The sequence below is a fragment of the Bacillus fungorum genome (genome assembly GCF_002746455.1).
Taxonomy (GTDB): domain Bacteria; phylum Bacillota; class Bacilli; order Bacillales; family Bacillaceae_G; genus Bacillus_A; species Bacillus_A fungorum.
Genome location: NZ_NWUW01000002.1, coordinates 136,841 through 153,918, shown reverse-complemented (window position 1 = coordinate 153,918; position 17,078 = coordinate 136,841). Strand labels below are relative to the sequence as shown.

General features: G+C 36.2%; 13 protein-coding genes and 1 riboswitch. All 13 genes read right to left on the bottom strand.

Annotated features, from left to right (window positions below; all coding sequences use genetic code 11):
* Positions 1 to 41: 41 nt before the first annotated feature.
* Positions 42 to 1,328, bottom strand: a complete 1,287-nt coding sequence (yfmH, locus tag CO726_RS03535; RefSeq protein ID WP_099683312.1) for an EF-P 5-aminopentanol modification-associated protein YfmH — start codon at positions 1,326 to 1,328, stop codon at positions 42 to 44.
* Positions 1,329 to 2,603 carry an EF-P 5-aminopentanol modification-associated protein YfmF gene (gene yfmF, locus CO726_RS03530; protein WP_099683311.1) on the bottom strand — a complete coding sequence of 425 codons (1,275 nt, stop codon included), beginning with the start codon at positions 2,601 to 2,603 and terminating at the stop codon, positions 1,329 to 1,331.
* 199 nt (positions 2,604 to 2,802) lie between these two features.
* A complete protein-coding gene (locus CO726_RS03525; protein WP_099683310.1) occupies positions 2,803 to 3,762 on the bottom strand; it encodes an ABC transporter permease in 960 nt (319 codons plus the stop codon).
* Positions 3,763 to 4,821, bottom strand: a complete 1,059-nt coding sequence (locus CO726_RS03520; protein ID WP_099683309.1) for an ABC transporter permease — start codon at positions 4,819 to 4,821, stop codon at positions 3,763 to 3,765.
* Positions 4,814 to 6,346, bottom strand: a complete 1,533-nt coding sequence (locus CO726_RS03515) for an ABC transporter ATP-binding protein (protein ID WP_097949871.1) — start codon at positions 6,344 to 6,346, stop codon at positions 4,814 to 4,816. Before CO726_RS03515 ends, CO726_RS03520 begins: the two co-directional genes overlap by 8 nt.
* Positions 6,347 to 6,454: 108 nt before the next feature.
* Entirely contained in the window at positions 6,455 to 7,522 is a 1,068-nt protein-coding gene (locus CO726_RS03510; RefSeq protein ID WP_099683308.1) for a BMP family lipoprotein, read from the bottom strand.
* A 90-nt stretch (positions 7,523 to 7,612) separates the two neighbouring features.
* Complete coding sequence (locus CO726_RS03505; protein WP_099683307.1) at positions 7,613 to 8,338, bottom strand: GntR family transcriptional regulator; 726 nt, start codon at positions 8,336 to 8,338, stop codon at positions 7,613 to 7,615.
* Positions 8,339 to 8,570: 232 nt separating this feature from the next.
* Positions 8,571 to 8,672: riboswitch (purine riboswitch) on the bottom strand.
* A 203-nt stretch (positions 8,673 to 8,875) separates the two neighbouring features.
* Entirely contained in the window at positions 8,876 to 11,257 is a 2,382-nt protein-coding gene (locus tag CO726_RS03495; RefSeq protein WP_099683305.1) for a DNA translocase FtsK, read from the bottom strand.
* A 210-nt stretch (positions 11,258 to 11,467) separates the two neighbouring features.
* On the bottom strand, positions 11,468 to 11,671 hold the full coding sequence (locus CO726_RS03490; protein ID WP_099683304.1) for a YlzJ-like family protein: 204 nt from the start codon (positions 11,669 to 11,671) through the stop codon (positions 11,468 to 11,470).
* A complete protein-coding gene (tepA, locus tag CO726_RS03485; protein WP_048550058.1) occupies positions 11,668 to 12,417 on the bottom strand; it encodes a translocation-enhancing protein TepA in 750 nt (249 codons plus the stop codon). Before tepA ends, CO726_RS03490 begins: the two co-directional genes overlap by 4 nt.
* A 103-nt stretch (positions 12,418 to 12,520) precedes the next feature.
* Positions 12,521 to 14,191, bottom strand: coding sequence for a ribonuclease J (locus CO726_RS03480; protein ID WP_063221064.1), 1,671 nt, complete (start codon positions 14,189 to 14,191; stop codon positions 12,521 to 12,523).
* 756 nt (positions 14,192 to 14,947) lie between these two features.
* A complete protein-coding gene (gene dapA / locus CO726_RS03470; protein ID WP_099683303.1) occupies positions 14,948 to 15,826 on the bottom strand; it encodes a 4-hydroxy-tetrahydrodipicolinate synthase in 879 nt (292 codons plus the stop codon).
* Positions 15,827 to 15,837: 11 nt separating this feature from the next.
* Positions 15,838 to 17,070, bottom strand: coding sequence for an aspartate kinase (gene dapG / locus CO726_RS03465; RefSeq protein ID WP_099683302.1), 1,233 nt, complete (start codon positions 17,068 to 17,070; stop codon positions 15,838 to 15,840).
* Positions 17,071 to 17,078: the final 8 nt, after the last annotated feature.

The window sequence follows — 17,078 nt, the reverse complement described above, 5'->3', positions numbered from 1 at the left end:
AATTTATCAATGATAAGATGAGGGTATTATTATGAAACCTTTTATTTTTTCGGTAAAACTTGGCAAACACTCATTTTCTCTTCTGATAATAGTAATTGGGCTACTTCTTGTAAATCTTGAACCGTTAGACTTTCTAATACAGTCAATGCATCAAACAGACTCGATTCATTAAACGCATATCGTGTAAATTGATTTGCAATATATTCCGGTGAATTCAAGGAACGTAAAAAGCCACCTATTTTCTTTTTCTTTACTCGTTCTAATGCTGCCTCATCTAATTGATCATAGTTTGTGTTTAATAAAATACCTTTCAAACGCTCTTCCAGCTCATCAGGTTGCTTCGTATCGCCGCCAACCATTGCAAAACCGAAGTTATTCTCTTCCGTATAATCATACGAGAACGAATCATCAATAAGTCCTTCATTATATAAAGATTCGTAATGAACTGAGCTTTTCCCAAATAAATAATCTAAAAGCAACGTAAGCGCAATTTCTTGTTTTAAAAGGGCTTTCCCTTTTTCTTTTAAGTTTGTCGCTTTAATACCAACTAAACATTTCGGTGTTTGTACAGGCATTGAAATAATCTTCTTCTTTTCATTTACCTCATCTGGTTCTTCTTCAAATGAACGTACAATTTCTGGTTGATTTTTGTAATCTTTTGTCGCTTGATTTTCACGTATCAAATCCATCGTTTTCTCTGGATCAATTGCACCTACAACAAACATTAACATATTGCTCGGATGATAAAACGTTTCATAACATTCATATAATAGGTCTTTCGTAATTTTACTAATAGACTCAATTGTCCCTGCAATATCAATTTTAATTGGGTGTTTTACAAATAAGCTATCAATTAATCCAAAGTATAAGCGCCAATCCGGATTATCTTGATACATTTGAATTTCTTGCCCGATAATCCCCTTCTCTTTTTCAACTGTTTTTTCAGAGAAGTAAGGCTCTTGTACGAAATTTAACAATGTATTTAAATTTTGTTCTACATTTGATGTACATGAAAAAAGGTAAGCTGTTCTTGTGAACGATGTGAAAGCATTTGCCGATGCTCCTTGTTTACTAAACAATTGGAAAGCATCGTGATCTTCTTTTTCAAATAATTTATGCTCAAGAAAATGAGCAATTCCATCAGGCACACGAACCATTTCCTCTTTACCTAGTGGTACGAATGTATTATCTATAGAACCATATTTTGTCGTAAACGTTGCAAATGTTTTATTAAATCCTTGCTTCGGTAAAATATATACATCTAATCCATTAGGAAGTTTTTCATAATAGAGCGTCTCTTTTAATTGCTCATAAACAATTTTCTCCATTTATTCTCCCTCCGTTCCATGTAAAAAGTAAATTGTATCTAGTTCAATATTTTTAGCAACTTTCACAATCTCTTCTTTCGTCACACTTTCAATACCTGTAAGCCATTCTTCAACCGGGCGCGTACGATCTGAAATAATGCCATGATACAGCATTTCCACAAATCCGCGTGGTGTATCAATCGCCTCTAATATTTGATTTTGAATAACACTTTTCGTTTGGTGCATCTCTTCTTCAGAAAAATCACCATTTTGCATCGCTAGCATTTGTTCTTTAATAATCTCAACAGCTTTTTCATAATTTTTCGCTTCGATCCCTGACATGACAAATAATAAGCCTTTATGACTTTCAAAGCGGGATGCTGCATAGTACGCTAAACTATTTTTTTCACGAACATTAACGAATAGCTTTGAATGAGAAAATCCTCCAAACAATCCATTGAACAATTGCAGTGCAAAATAATCTTCGTCTTTATACGTAATAAACGTACGATAACCGATGTGTAATTTACTTTGTTTTAATTCTTGTTTTTCAACAACTTCTTTTTCTTCATTATTTCTCTTATGAAGAAGTACATTTCTCTCTCTCTCAGGACGCGCTGAAATAGAAAAATACTTACTTACAAGATCCACTGCTTTTTCCGAAATATCACCAATAATGTATAGATCCATTTCATCTTCCGCTAACACTTTTTGATAATATCGATACAAACTTTCATTTGTAATAGATGCAACACTCTCTTTTTTTCCATTTGCACTTAATCGATACGGTTCTACTTTGCACATTTCTTCAATTAAACGCTCGTTTGCATAACGCATTTTATCATCATACGTAGCTTCAATCCGTTGCAAGAGCGCTCTCTTTTCACTCTCTACGATAGAAGATAAAAAACCGTTCCCCTCTGTTGCTGGATGTAAAACGATATCCGATAACATAGAAAGCGCTTTTTCAAATAATGGCGGTGCATCATGCAAATATACTTCATTTGCAATGTCTACATAAATAGAGATGATATGGTCTTCTCCTTTTTTACTTACATCTACTGCCAAAGAAGATCCGTATAATTCTTCTAAATATTGACGAAGACGAATTACAGAAGGAAGTTTTTCTGTCGCGCTTTGCAATACGTATGGCAATAGGGCACGCTCTGTCACCGTCTCCTCATTTAAAGGTGCTTTAAAACGAAATACAAAAGTATTTGTTTTATATTTATCAGTTGGAATAATATGTACTCGTAAACCACCTAACTCGTGTAACTGTTGTTCCATCAGTTTCATTTATAGCCCTCCTTTACGTATATAGGAATATTCCTCTTCAATATACAGTTTTTAGAAATGAAAAATCAACTTTTCTTCCTCACTATACTTACATTCGACTCTTTCTAAAAACTGTAATATGTAAGGAACATAGTAAAATTCCGTATTAAATATATTCTATGTAAAAAAGCCCGCACTAATGTGCGAGCTTTTTTTATACTTATCGTTTTCCTTTTTCATAAGGAGTTCCTAATGCTTTCGGAGCTTCAGAACGACCTACAAAACCAACAAGTGCTAATATTGTGAATACATACGGTAATATCGTTAAGAATACACTTGGAATTTCTTTTAGTACCGGAATTGTACCACCTGTTATTCCTAGTGATTGAGCAAATCCAAAGAACAGAGCCGCTCCAAGAGCACCTAGTGGATTCCATTTACCGAAAATCATAGCCGCTAACGCTAAGAAACCTTGTCCGGTAATTGTAGCACCTGAGAAGTTACCGGAAATTGACATAGCGAAGACCGCTCCACCTATTCCTGCAAACATTCCAGATATAGCAACTGCAATATAACGCATTTTATATACATTAATCCCCATCGTATCTGCTGCCATTGGATGTTCACCAACCGCACGAAGACGAAGACCGAACGGTGTTTTATAAATGATATACCAAACAACAAACGCTAAAATAATAGCGATATATGATGTTAACGGTACATTTGAGAAAAAGATTTTTCCAATTACCGGAATATCCGAAAGACCCGGAACATCGATTTTTTCAATACGGTATTGAATGAAATCCGTTTGTCCTTTGCCAAAGATTTTCTTAATCGCAAATACTGTTAAACCAAGAGCTAAGAAGTTAATTGCTACCCCGCTCACTACTTGATCCGCACGGAACGTAATAGATGCTACCGCATGAAGAAGTGCAAATAACCCACTACCAATTGCTGCAAATAATAGTGCAATCCAAGGAGTCATCGATCCCCACGTATCACCCATTAATAACGTTGTAACAATACCAATAAACGCACCAAATAACATTAAACCTTCTAACGCTATATTTACAACTCCAGAACGCTCACTGAACACTCCACCTAACGCCGTAAAAATAAGTGGCGCTGCCGTATATAACGTACCCGTCACAAGAATGGCTAAAATATCTAAAAAGCTCATTTATTTCCCCTCCTTGCTCATGCGTGTAAGTGCCCAGCGTAAAACATAACTGCACGCAACAAAGAAAATAATACATGCAATAATAACGTTAATTAACTCAGAAGGTACATCTGCTTCAAAATTCATTTGTGGGGCTGCACTTTTCAAACCACCAAACAGTAAAGCTGATAATAATATACCAAATGGATTATTTCCTCCTAGAAGCGCTACAGCAATCCCATCAAATCCAATACCAGTAAACGACGACATCGCCGTCATACTTTGGAATGTTCCTAAACCTTCCATAGCTCCACCAATTCCAGCAAAAGCACCAGCAATTGTCATTGATAATACAACATTACGCGATACTTTCATCCCTGCATATTGAGAGGCATTTTGGTTAAAACCAACCGATTTTAGTTCATACCCTAACGTTGTTCTATCTAATAAGAACCACATTACAATTGCAACGATAATAGCTACAACAATTCCCCAGTGTAAACGAGATCCATCTGTCAATGAAGATAACCAATCAGAAGCTAACGAAGCACTTGCTTGTACATCATAAGATTTCTCATTACCTTCATGAATAAAGCGTTTAATAAGGTCATACGTAACATAAAGTGCAATGTAGTTCATCATAATTGTAACAATTACTTCATTTACTTTAAGCTTTCCTTTTAAATATCCAGGTATAAAACCCCATAAACCGCCGGCGATTGCTGCCACTAATATAGATAACGGAATATGCAAAATTACTGGTAACGACACTGCATATCCAAACCAAACAGCAGCAAGCCACCCAACTAATAACTGTCCTTCCACCCCAATATTGAAAAGACCTGTACGAAATGCGAATGCTACTGAAAGACCAGCTAGCACAAGCGGAATCATCGTACGCAACGTCTCACCGATGGCTTGTGGATTTCCAACCATTCCTTCCCAAAGTGCGGCATATCCAACAATTGGATCATATCCACTAACTAACATTACAATGGCACCAACAAGTAAACCGAAAACTACGGATAACACAGGTACTAAAATATTAATTGTTCGTTCTGTTAAAAATTTTTTAGCCATTTGTGTTCACCTTCTCTTTCCCTGTCCCGCCGGCCATTAATAATCCAAGCTGTTGTTCATTCGTTTCTTTCGCATCCACAATTGCTACAATTTTCCCTTCATATATAACAGCAACTCGATCACTTACATTTAAAATTTCATCCAGCTCTAAAGATAAAAGCAATACTGCCTTCCCATTATCTCTCTGCTCGATTAATTTTTTATGAATAAATTCAATCGCACCTACATCTAAACCACGTGTTGGCTGCGCTGCAATTAATAAATCTGGATTACGATCTACTTCACGTGCAATAATGGCCTTTTGCTGGTTCCCACCAGATAGAGCACGAGCTAACGTTTGTTCACTAGGTGTACGTACATCAAACTGTTCAATAAGCGCTTTTGCTTTTTCTGTAATTTTACTAAAATTTAAAATCCCTTTCTTTGAAAATGGATTTTTATAGTATGTTTGTAAAACAATATTGTCCCGAACAGAAAAATCGAGAACAAGTCCGTGTTTATGACGATCTTCAGGAATATGACCAATCCCCTCTTCTGTTATTCTTCGAACAGGCCAATTCGTTATTTCTTTTCCTTTAATTGCAATAGAACCTGACTCAACTTTTCGTAAACCAGTAATCGCCTCTATTAATTCACTTTGACCATTTCCATCAATCCCTGCAATCCCAACGATTTCTCCTGCACGAACAGTTAAGTCAAGGCCTTTTACAGCAGGTAACTTGCGCGTATCATGAACAATTAGGTTTGCAATAGATAGTACTTCTTCCATTGGTTTAGCTTCTATTTTTTCTGTTTTAAAATTCACTTGACGTCCGACCATTAACTCTGCAAGTTTATGCTCATCCGTTTCCGCTACATCAACAGTGCCAATCCCCTTACCTTTACGAATAATTGTACAACGATCGCAAACTTCCATAATTTCTTTCAACTTATGTGTAATAAGAATAATAGATTTTCCTTCTTGTACAAGCTTTTTCATAATTTGAATCAACTCATGAATCTCTTGGGGAGTTAACACCGCGGTTGGCTCATCAAATATTAAAATCTCAGCACCACGATAAAGAGTCTTTAATATTTCAACCCTTTGCTGCATCCCAACAGAAATATCTTCAATTTTCGCATGTGGATCAACAGCTAAACCGTACTGTTCAGATAATTGCTTAATTTCTTTTGCAGCTTCTTCAACAGCAATTTTCCCGTTTTTCTTCGGCTCATTCCCAAGAATAATATTCTCTGTAACTGTAAAATTATGAACAAGCATAAAATGCTGATGGACCATCCCAATACCAAGGTCATTTGCTATATTCGGATTTGTAATTTTTACAGGTTTTCCTTGAATCTTAATTTCTCCCTGTTCTGGTTGATACAAACCAAACAGCACATTCATCAGCGTTGATTTCCCTGCACCATTTTCTCCAAGTAAAGCATGTATTTCTCCCTGTTTTACTTGCAGCGTAATATCGTCATTCGCTACAATGCCTGGGAATACTTTTGTAATATTGTTCATCTCAATTACGTATTCCATTTTGTTCCTCCTTTTAGCAGGGAACACTCCCTAATTACACTCTATTAAAGGTATTTTTATATATGCAAAGGTTAGTTCTACGAACTAACCTTTGCTATTTCTCTATTATTATTTCTTTAGAGAAGCTTCATATGTTTTATATTCTTCATCAGTTGCAGGTACTTTAATTTCACCGTCAGTGATTTTCTTCTCAAGCTCTTCTACTTTTGTTAAGATTTCAGGATTTACTTTTTTCACATTATCAGTTGTTTTTGAAATACCAATACCGTCATCTTTCAAGCCAAATTCTTCTACTTTACCGCCTTTAAGCTTTCCATCTTTCGCTTCTTGTGCTACTTTTGCTACTGCAATATCAACACGTTTTACCATAGAAGTTAAAGTTACGTTTTCAGGCATACCTTCTTGATTTTGGTCACGGTCAACACCGATTACCCAAACATTTTCACCTTTTTTCTTACGGTTTTTTGCTTCTGTAAATACACCATTACCAGTTGCACCTGAAGCATGATAAATTACGTCAACTCCACCACCGTACATTGCTGAAGCTAATACAGACCCTTTTTCTGGTTTATCAAATGCATCAGCATATTGTGATACGATTTCGATATTTGGATTTACTGCTTTTGCACCAGCTTTAAAACCTGATTCAAATTTTGTAATTAACGGGCTTTTTACACCACCAACAAACCCAACTTTATTTGATTTTGTCGTCATTGCTGCTACAGCACCAACTAAGAATGAACCTTCATGGTCTTTAAATGTAATACTTGTTACGTTTGGCTTCTTTACAACTGTATCTACAATCGCAAATTGTTCTTTTGGATACTGATCAGCTACTTTTTCGATTGATTTTTCCATTAAGTAACCAATACCAAATGTTGTGTTATAATGATCTTTCGCAAATTTCGTTAAATTCGGGATATAATCAGCATCTTTGCTTGATTGAAGATAACGATATCCTTCATTTTTCTTTAAATCATTGTCTTTACCGAATTTCGTTAAACCTTCCCAAGCTGATTGGTTAAATGATTTGTCATCAACGCCCCCAACATCTGTAACCATACCAACTTTAAACTCTTTTTTGTCGCTACTTGCTTTATCAGAGTTACCACATGCACCTAAAACTGCGCTTGCTGCTAATGTTAATGATAATAAAAGACCTGTTTTTTTCTTCATACTAGAAACCCCTCCTGAAATGATTTATCTATTTTTTTATACGCTGCTGTCCCTAACTTCTTGCTGTCACCTCCCTAAAAAGGAACTCATTTACATGCGTTTTCTTAATACGTGGAAGCTAAATTTATCAGCTCTAAAGTAATTGATAGAATATAAGATTGGCTCATCATTTTGATCATAGTGCATTTGTTTTAATACTAGCAGTGCTGTTTCTGGCTCACATTCTAAAATCGGTGAGATTTTCGGATGTGAGCCAATTGGCTCAATATGAGCAACCGCATATGTTATGCGCTTATGCGTGTTATTATGTATCACTGTTAGCAATGATTCCTCATTGTATCCTGATAAATCCGGCAATATTTCTTTTGCAAGTTTATCGATACAATACACAACAGGTTCCCCATCTGCTGTACGCACACGCTCAATCATCACTGCGTTAAAACCATCTTCACTATTAAACTTCTCTTTTTCCTCTTCTGTTAAACTAGTTGTAGATGATGATAAAAAGATAGTTCCTGGTGTTTTCCCCACACTAGAAATCATATCTGTAATACTAGAAAGTTGTTCAATCCCAGAAGAAAATAACGGCTTTGCATTTACAAATGTTCCTACACCATGTCTACGAATAACAACATTTTCTTCTTCTAAAATACGCAGTGCTTCCCTTAAAGTCGCTCTACTTACACCAAGTTCTTTCGCTAAATCAAACTCTGATGGTAGCTTCTGTCTTTCTTTGTAAGCTCCATCTTTAATTTTTTCTTTGATGTGATCAATCACCCGTAAATATAGGTGACGACTATCCGATTTTACTGACATAAGACTCCCCCGCATTTCAATTATTCGACCTCTGATGTAAGACTTCTTTTCTCTTTTTTCAACTTACAACATAATAAAATTGCTAAATAATAAAAACAACCATAATTGTCGAATAAATATTAATAATTTTTTAAGATGAAATTTTCACTCTTTACTGCATAAAAAAAACTTTGCACCATAAACATTCCTCATTTCGAGAAAAAGTTCGGCACAAAGATTTCTTACATCCCTTGTTACACACTTTTCCCCTCATAGTCCAGCAATTCATGGTTGCCAGGTAGAAACTTATGGACCTTATCTCCAAGATTATATGAGGCAGTGATTCTTTTCGAAGTAATCTTACCACTTGCTCCCATACGTGTCAACAAAATTTAACATTTTTCTACATTAAATATCGAACGTTTATAAAAAACAAACTCAAAGTATTCGTATTCTAAAGAATCGTTTTAAATGTAAGCCCTTTCTTTATTGCTGAATATAGTATATAACAAAACCAACATATAAAAAAGCCTAATTGTAAAAACAATTAGGCTTTTTTTATGAACTTTTTTCTTGGACATCATTAATGAGCACTTCTCGCGGTTTACTACCTTCATACGGACCTACTACACCATTCATTTCCATTGCATCAATTAAACGGGCAGCTCGCGTATAACCAACTCTAAACCTACGTTGCAACATAGAAACAGATGCTGTTTGCATTTCCACTACGAGCTGAACTGCTTCATCATATAATTCATCTTCTACTTCCTGCTTCGTATCAGGAACGTCTTGTGGAATCATATCTTCTTGATATTGCGCTTTTTGCTGGCCAATAACATATTCTACAACTCTCTCAACTTCATCATCTGATAAAAATGCACCTTGTACACGTACAGGCTTCGATGCACCAATTGGTATAAACAGCATATCTCCACGACCTAGTAGTTTCTCTGCACCACCGCCGTCAAGAATTGTACGAGAATCCGTTTGAGAAGATACAGCGAATGCAATACGTGATGGAATATTCGCTTTAATAACTCCTGTAATAACATCAACTGATGGACGCTGCGTTGCAATAATTAAATGAATACCAGCAGCACGGGCCATTTGCGCTAGACGCATAATCGCATCCTCTACATCCGATGAAGCAACCATCATTAAATCTGCTAACTCATCCACAATTACTACAATATAAGGTAATTCCGGTTGTTTCGCTTCTGATTGACTATTATGCTCTTTTATATAGCCATTATATCCTTCAATATTACGCGTGCCACTATGAGCAAATAACTCATAACGACGCTCCATCTCACTCACAACTTTTTTCAATGCTTGTGATGCCTTTTTCGGATCAGTTACAACTGGTGTTAACAAATGAGGCACACCGTTATATACATTTAACTCTACCATTTTCGGATCAATCATCATTAATTTTACTTCATGTGGTTTTGCACGCATTAAAATACTAACAATAATACCGTTAATACATACACTCTTCCCGCTACCTGTCGCACCTGCCACTAGTAAATGGGGCATTTTATTTAAACGGGCTAATACAGCTTCCCCTGTAATATCTCGTCCAAGACCAATTAACAACTTCTCTTCCGGATGATTGTTAGCTTTAGAATCAAGAACTTCTCTAAGCGTTACCATAGAGACTTCTGAGTTCGGAACTTCAATTCCTACAGCTGATTTCCCGGGAATAGGTGCTTCAATACGAATGTCTTTCGCAGCTAAAGCAAGTGCTAAATCATCACTTAAACCGACGATTTTGCTTACCTTTACTCCCATATCAGGATACACCTCATACTTCGTAACTGCAGGACCTCTATGTACTTTCGTTACTTTCGCTTTCACTCCAAAGCTTTGGAATGTACGTTCCAATTTACGAGCATTCTCATAAATTTCCGCATTTTCATTTGTAACTTGCTTATTCTTTGGAAACTTCAATATATCAAGTGCAGGAAGCTTGTAATCTTTATTTTCTACATTTGAAAATTGCATAGGAGGTGCTTGTGTTTCCCCCTCTAGCGATTCAACGATTTTTTCTCCACGCTTTTTCTTCGGCTCTTCAATTGGTGGAGCCTCTTCGATAGACGGTGAAGTGATTAACTCTTCTTGCTCCACTTCAATTCGTTTATCCTCTTCTTCATTTACAGGATAATTCTCAGTAAAATTTGAAATAATCGGAGGATCAATTGAGATTTCTTCTATCGGCTCAATCATTTCTTCTTGTTCTACAGCACGTTTGCTCCTTGTGCTTCTTGTTGTTTTTTTCTTTTCTGTTTGTTCAGCCGTTCTTTTGGCTCTCCAATCTTTATAATCCCCTTGCATCACTTGAAATTGACTTCTAAGAATTCTACCAACCGGAGCTAACACTTCTCCAATATGCTTATTTGTTATACAAAGTATACCAAGAATAACTAAAATAATACCAATGATATAAGCTCCTACTTCGTCAAATAAGAAGTAACATGTAGCAAACATAAGAGCACCAAACATGCCACCACCTAAATGAACACTATCTGGTCCTTTTTTCATTTCAAGAAAGAAGTTATCTTTCGTACTCACAATAACAGAAGTATTTTGCACTGCTCCATCTTTTGTAAGAAGGTTAAATAATGTAATATGACTAAACATTAATATCGCCAATACTATTAAATAAAAACCGATTAACCGTTTATTTAAAAGGTTCGGCCATCCACGTTTTATAACGAACGAAACGGATAAAGCTATTACACCTAACACACCAATTATGTACCACTCACCAAAGAAGAAGCGAAAAAATAACACAAACGATTTCCCTACAACGCCTAGCTGTAAAATCGTAATGATTGAAAGTGCAAAAAGAGTTAAACCGACGATTTCATAATACAAAGTTGGCTTTATCGTACGTCTTGCCTTTGCCTTCGTCCCTCTTTGCTTTTGTTTTGCCATTTCTTCACCTCGTGTTCTACATATAAGTAAAGCCCCCTAAAAACTCTACTTATATGTCCGTTTTCTCTATTTTTTCAGGTCTTTATATCTTCTATTTTTACACTTCTTGTAAAATGTTAAATAAACAGAAGAAAGCAGCCCTCTCATGGCTGCTCAACCGTCTTGTTTTTTATATTATACCATAGCTTCTAAACAAAATCCTTCTTTTTGCTAAAAGGTTATTTTCTGACCAGGCTCAAACTCTAAGTAGTGAAGCGGATCCGTACTTAACACACGCACAATGGAATACTCCCCACGTTCTTCTTCAGAAACCATTAATTCAACACCGTTTATATTTACAACTTTTTGACTTTCACATTGTGAATAATCGGCTGGATACACTAGTTGTTCTGGCATAATTGTATATAAAATCATTGTAGCATTGTCCCTTCTGCACTATCATTCCCGCGAGCATCTATTAATTCGTTTAATTTCCGAATCGCATTTCCAATACCACCAACATCATCTATAAGACCATACTTCACTGCATCTCCACCAATTACATTCGTACCAATATCCCGCGTTAAATTTCCTTTCGCAAACATAAGCTCTTTAAAACGATCTTCCGTTACTTTCGAATGCTTCGTCACAAATCGAATGACTCTTTCTTGCATTTTATCTAAATACTCAAATGTTTGCGGCACACCTATAACAAGACCCGTTAGACGAATAGGATGAATTGTCATCGTCGCAGTTTCTGCAATAAATGAATAATCCGTAGAGACAGCAATTGGCACACCGATAGAATGTCCTCCGCCCAGAACAAGTGATACCGTTGGCTTTGAAAGCGAAGCTACCATCTCAGAAATTGCTAGCCCAGCTTCCACGTCACCTCCGACCGTGTTTAATATTAAAAGTAAACCTTCAATTTTCGGATTTTGTTCTATCGCAACAATTTGCGGAATGATATGCTCATATTTTGTTGTTTTATTTTGTGGTGGCAACTGAACATGACCTTCCACCTGTCCAATGATTGTTAAACAATGAATACGTGATTCATTCATTTGTGGTACATTCGTTTGTCCAAGCTGTTGAATTTTTTCTACTATTGAAGCTTCTTTTCCGGTTTCTTTCGGTTCAGCCTCTTTCTCTTCATTTGTATAACGATCACGTTCTGTCATATCGCATCCCCTTTCACTCGTATATAACTAGTATTTCTTAAGTTATAAATTTCATTCGATAGAGTGAAAAAAGAAAAAAGATCACCCGTAAAGGTGATCTTTTTTATACTTCCATAATAATCGGTAAAATCATAGGTTTTCTCTTGGTCTCTTCGTACAAGAACTGCCCTAATAATTCACGAATATTTTGTTTTAACATAGACCATTCAATTGAATATTCTTTAATCGATTGCTCAACAATCATGCGTACAATCTCTGTAGATCTGTCGATTAACGCTTCTGATTCACGAACATATACAAATCCACGTGAAATGATTTCTGGACCAGAGATAATTTTCTTTTCATCTTTACCAAGTGTTACAACAACTACTAATATTCCATCTTGAGATAACATTTTTCTATCTCGAAGAACGATATTACCAACGTCACCTACACCTAGTCCATCAATTAACACATTACCAGCTTGCACTTTGCCAACTAAGTTTGCTTCATCATCACCAAAAGCAATTACATCGCCTTTTTCTACGATAAAGATATTTTCTCTTGCAATACCTACATCTTCAGCTAAATATGCATGTGCTTTTTGCATACGGAACTCACCATGTACGGGTACAAAATATTTCGGTTTCATTAAATTTAACATTAATTTTAATTCTTCTTGGCTACCGTGACCTGAAACGTGAACTTTTCTTTCGCCGTAATAAACAACCTCAGCGCCAGCTCTAAATAACAAGTCAATAATTTTCGATACAGATATTTCATTACCCGGAATTGGAGAAGCCGCAATAATAACCGTATCACCTTTACGAATTGAAATTTGTTTATGTGCTTGCTTCGCCATTCTAGAAAGGGCTGCCATCGGTTCACCTTGGCTACCTGTCGTTAAAATAGCTACCTTTTTCTCTGGGAAATTGTCTACTTCTTGTAGTGAAATAACCATACCTTCTGGAACATCTAAATAACCAAGACGTCTTGCGATATCTACTACTTTCACCATACTACGTCCTACAACCGCTACTTTTCGTCCTGTTTCAGCAGCTGCATCAAATACTTGTTGAATACGATGTACATTCGATGCAAATGAAGCAACAATAATACGTCCTTCTGCGCCGTAGAACACTTTAGAAATTTCTACACCAACTTCTTTTTCAGAACCTGTATAGCCTGGACGCTCAGCATTTGTACTATCAGATAGTAAGCATAGAACGCCTTCATTTCCGATTTGCGCCATTTTCCCAAGGTCCGCTCCATTATTTCCAATTGGAGTTTGATCGAATTTAAAGTCTCCCGTATATACGATAGCACCTTTTGATGTATGGAAACAAACACCAACAGAATCTGGAATACTATGTGTCGTTCCAAAGAATGACACCGTTGTAGTATTAAACTCTACTGTTGAATTTGAATCGATTGTTTTTAAGTCTACACGGCCTAACATACCCGCTTCGCCAAGTTTTTCTTGTATTAGCCCTACTGTTAATTTCGTTGCATACACTGGAATAGATAATTTACGAAGTACGTAAACAATACCACCAATATGATCTTCATGACCGTGAGTAATAAATAAACCTTTTACTCGCTCTTGATTTTCCACTAAATATGTAATATCAGGAATAACGATATCAATTCCAAACATTTCATCTCCCGGGAACATTAATCCTGCATCTACAATAAAGATTTCAGAATCAATTTCAACACAGTACATGTTTTTCCCGATTTCACCTACTCCACCAAGAGCAAATACTTTAACAGACTCATTCTCTTTTCTCTTCATGTTGTTGCCTGGTTTAAAAATCTTTCAAACACTGATTTCACTAAAATTGCAGAGACACCAGGGGAAACTCTACAACCACCATATATTCACCGTCCAAGACGAATGTCCTTACCGTTATGCGATATCATGTCCTTGTTTATTTTTTAAACCAGGTTTCACCTCTCTTTCATTATATAAATCAAATATCTTATTCGATATGATATGAAAATGTAATCAAATTATAATTTTTACCAATTTTGCTAAGCATACCCGTACTAAGCTACTTAGCCATATTATACCTGATACAAGAAATAGAACACAAGTTAAATCGTGCGAAAGAAAAAGGAAAAGAACGGATTTACAACAAACATATCGAACAGATTTCCTTTATATTTACTCCGATTTTGTACTCCACATCATTTTGAAGAAATCGTTATAAATACTCTAAATCACTTTCATAATATGGATTTCCAAGACTTATTTTTCCATATTCAAACAAAAACACTTATAAAATACAGTTTTTTTATGATTTCCGTCATATTCGAGACAATTACTCTGAAAAATAGAATCAGTAGTTCATTATGTTTATACAAATGTTTATTCTATAATAACTATGATTTTTGGATTCCTTTAAAGGTGTAGATTATTTTCTTATACATGTTGCAATACATAATGAAGAAGCTATGATCTTATAAGAACACATATAGGTGAGAAAAGAGGGGGAAAGATTTTCATACCATAAAAAAATGACCTAGTTCTACACTAGGTCATTTTTTATTAACGAGGGATAGATTGCATAACAGATTGTAACGTTACTCTTTCTTCTTCTGTTAATGGAAGAAGTGGTAAACGTACAGAACCTACATCTAATCCAACCATTTGTAACGCTGTTTTTACTGGCGTTGGGCTTGGCGCCATAAATAATGAATCCGTTACTCTTACAAGTAATTGATGTAATTTTTGCGCCTTCTTAAATTCTCCTGCTTGGAATGCTGCAATCATTTCTTGCATTTCATTTCCGATAACATGAGATGCTACAGAAACGATACCTGTTGCCCCAACTGCCATAGCTGGTAACGTTAAACCATCATCACCGCTGTATACTGCAAAGTCGTCCGCTGTTTTTTCAATGATTTCTGTCATTGTTAACACATCGCCGCCTGCATCTTTAATCGCAACAATGTTTTCTATTTCTGATAAACGAACAACTGTATCAACGGAGATTTGTACAATAGATCGTCCTGGAACGTTATATAGCATAACCGGAAGCAGCGTGCTTTCAGCAATTGCTTTAAAGTGCTGATACATTCCTTCTTGACTCGGTTTGTTATAATACGGTGCTACTAGCATTACTGCATCAACACCAACTTCTGTTGCCTTTTTAGTTAAGTCAATAGAAGCATGCGTATTATTACTACCTGTTCCAGCGATTACGGGCACCCTTTTATCGACAACAGATACGACATGGCGATATAACGCTACTTTTTCTTCTGAAGTTAATGTAGGAGATTCTCCTGTCGTTCCTCCTACCACGATTGCTGTTGTACCGTTATCTATTAAATAATTTACCAATTTAGTTGTCTTTGCAAAATCGATATTTCCGTTTATATCAAACGGTGTTACCATCGCGGTTGCAATTGTCCCAAAATCTATCATGGTCTCACTCCTTATTGTTCCAGTTGCTTTTCTTTTGAAAGCTCAAACGCACTATGTAATGCATTTACAGCTTCCACTAAATCCGTTTCTTTTACAAGAACCCAAATTGTCGTATGGCTATCTGCCGATTGCAGAATTTGAATACCTTTTTCCGCTAAAGCTGTAACAATTTTTGCAGTAACCCCTGGGTATCCTGCCATTCCAGCTCCTACAATAGATACTTTCGCACAATGTTCTGTCACAATTGGCTCATATCCAAGGTTTTGTAATAATTCAACTGCACGACTTGATACATTATCACTTACCGTATAAGCTACCCCAGTAGGTGAAATGTTAATTAAATCGACACTTATTCCTTCATTCGCCATTTCTTTAAACACATGCTGCTGCAAATCATATGCTGTTTCTTTTGCAAGCACTTTAATTTGCGTCACATTTGATACATGTGCGATACCTGTAACAGGACGTTCTTCTACATCACGGCCTTTTGTAGCACCGTCAGATGCTGAAATAAGCGTACCTTCACTATCAGAATACGTAGAACGTACACGAAGCGGTACTTTTGCATGCATCGCAATTTCAACCGCACGTGGATGAACGACTTTTGCACCTTGGTATGCCATGTTACAAATTTCGTTATACGTTACCGTTTGAAGATGACGTGCATCTTTTACAATGCGAGGATCCGCAGTCATAACACCTTCTACATCTGTGAAGATATCGATATATTCAGCATGAAGCGCAACACCTAACGCTGAAGCTGAAGTATCGCTACCTCCGCGTCCAAGTGTTGTCGTATCACCTTTTTTCGTTTGCCCTTGGAATCCTGTAACAACGATTACATCTACATTTTCTAACTCTTCATGTATACGATCGCAATTCATTTCAATAATCTTAGCATTTGTAAAATCATCATTTGTTACAAAACCAGCTTGTGCACCATTGAACGCTGCCGCTTTTATACCGTTCTCATTTAACATATTAGAGAAGACGATTGCTGAGATTAATTCTCCGCATGATAGTAATAAATCTTGCTCACGATTAGAAATGTGTGATTCCTCTTGATTTACAAGATTTAACAAAGTATCAGTTGCATATGGTTCACCTTTGCGGCCCATAGCAGATACGACAGTAACTACTTTATAACCCGCATTTAGCGATTTTTTTATATGATGAAGCGCATGCTTACGTCCATTTTCATCACGTACGGATGTGCCACCAAATTTTTGAACAATAATTTTCATATTTTGCA

Excerpts from the sequence above, each read along its gene's own strand:
- yfmH (WP_099683312.1), bottom strand. The coding sequence starts at position 1,328 with ATGGAGAAAATTGTTTATGAGCAATTAAAAGAGACGCTCTATTATGAA.
- CO726_RS03505 (WP_099683307.1), bottom strand. The coding sequence starts at position 8,338 with ATGTCAGTAAAATCGGATAGTCGTCACCTATATTTACGGGTGATTGAT.
- tepA (WP_048550058.1), bottom strand. The coding sequence starts at position 12,417 with ATGACAGAACGTGATCGTTATACAAATGAAGAGAAAGAGGCTGAACCG.
- CO726_RS03495 (WP_099683305.1), bottom strand. The coding sequence starts at position 11,257 with ATGGCAAAACAAAAGCAAAGAGGGACGAAGGCAAAGGCAAGACGTACG.
- CO726_RS03525 (WP_099683310.1), bottom strand. The coding sequence starts at position 3,762 with ATGAGCTTTTTAGATATTTTAGCCATTCTTGTGACGGGTACGTTATAT.
- dapG (WP_099683302.1), bottom strand. The coding sequence starts at position 17,070 with ATGAAAATTATTGTTCAAAAATTTGGTGGCACATCCGTACGTGATGAA.
- yfmF (WP_099683311.1), bottom strand. The coding sequence starts at position 2,603 with ATGAAACTGATGGAACAACAGTTACACGAGTTAGGTGGTTTACGAGTA.
- CO726_RS03515 (WP_097949871.1), bottom strand. The coding sequence starts at position 6,346 with ATGGAATACGTAATTGAGATGAACAATATTACAAAAGTATTCCCAGGC.
- CO726_RS03510 (WP_099683308.1), bottom strand. The coding sequence starts at position 7,522 with ATGAAGAAAAAAACAGGTCTTTTATTATCATTAACATTAGCAGCAAGC.
- CO726_RS03480 (WP_063221064.1), bottom strand. The coding sequence starts at position 14,191 with ATGAAGAGAAAAGAGAATGAGTCTGTTAAAGTATTTGCTCTTGGTGGA.
- CO726_RS03520 (WP_099683309.1), bottom strand. The coding sequence starts at position 4,821 with ATGGCTAAAAAATTTTTAACAGAACGAACAATTAATATTTTAGTACCT.
- CO726_RS03490 (WP_099683304.1), bottom strand. The coding sequence starts at position 11,671 with ATGATTTTATATACAATTATGCCAGAACAACTAGTGTATCCAGCCGAT.
- dapA (WP_099683303.1), bottom strand. The coding sequence starts at position 15,826 with ATGATAGATTTTGGGACAATTGCAACCGCGATGGTAACACCGTTTGAT.